Consider the following 1,287-nt stretch of genomic DNA (forward strand, 5'->3'; position numbering starts at 1 on the left):
TCGAGAGCATATTTCATCTTCGTCCGGTCACTAACGACCGATCCAATTGAGTAAGGAGACCTACGCATACCGCTGTTTGGCAAGTCCTGATCCAGCTGTCCGAGATAGTTAAAGCTTACTTGTGGCTCGGCAAAAGCTTGATATTGACCAAGGTTCAGCACACCTGCTTGCTGACTAGCGACTTGGCCGGATTCACTCAAATATCTCCAGATTCCGTAGCCCATTCCTTTATGCGGAATAAGGCGCAGGCTCTCTTTGACCTGTTTGATGCGTTCCGACCAAGCGTGATTGCGACCGATGTCCAGCAATACTGGATATGGACTCGTAAACCAGCCTACCGTACGAGAAAGGTCCGTACCCGGCAAAATGTTCTCACGTCCGTGTCCCTCTAAATTAATCAGACTGCGTTCATGACCCGTCCACGTGTACAGCATCATGCCCAAAGCAGTCAGAAGCAGATCGTTCACTTCCGTGTTATATGCGCGGTGTGCTTGCTTCAATAATTTTGATGTCTCTTCCTCCGTAAGCTGGACGACCACTGTATCCGTGTCAGCCAAGGTAAAGGGCTCAGCCTGCGCTTGATCCTCAGGCAAACGTACTTGGTCAGCCCAAGCGGCTGCGTTCCATTGCTCCCAATAGGCGTGTTCACTGTCCATGGCTGCGCTATTCGCATAGGTGGAAAGTTTTTGTGACCAGGAACGGAATGAATCCGTTTTGTCCGGCAGCTGAAGCACTTCCTGATGAACAGCCTGTTCATAGGCAGTAGCCAAATCCTCAAACAAGATACGCCAGGATACCCCGTCCACGACCAAATGGTGAATCGCCATCAGGAGATGGTCCCCATCTGCACAGTGGAACAAACCCGCCTTTAACAGCGGTCCTTCTTGCAGTTGGATACTGCTTTGAATTTTATTGGCTTTCGCCTCAATTGCCGCGCTGAGCATGGCTTCATCCGTCAAATCCCTAAAGTCCAGCACGTCCAGATGATACAGCTCACCTTCCTGTATTCCGCGGTTCCATGCTTTATAGCCTTGCTCGGTCTTGCTGAACACCATCCGCAGAGCATCATGGTGCTCTGCTAGTTTGCCAAGCGCCTGACGCAGAGCAGCTTCGTCAAAGCCCTGCTCCCGGTGCAGGATAACGGCCTGATTAAAGTGATGCGCATCCACTTGGGCCTGCGCAAAGAACCCATGCTGGATCGGAAGCAACGCCGTTTCTCCGCTCACTTCTCCCTGATCTGCCATACGACTGACCTCGTGCATATGCGGTGCCAGCGTTGCGACGATG

1 protein-coding gene is annotated in these 1,287 nt (G+C 51.9%); it reads right to left on the reverse strand.

Annotated features, from left to right (window positions below):
• Positions 1-1,244: condensation domain-containing protein (locus tag ACL9RM_RS26405; protein WP_414126693.1), on the reverse strand; the 1,244-nt coding region annotated here is incomplete at its 3' end.
• Positions 1,245-1,287 lie beyond the last annotated feature (43 nt).

The sequence above is a fragment of the Paenibacillus sp. S29 genome, from assembly GCF_049319765.1.
Taxonomy (GTDB): Bacteria; Bacillota; Bacilli; order Paenibacillales; family Paenibacillaceae; genus Paenibacillus; species Paenibacillus polymyxa_B.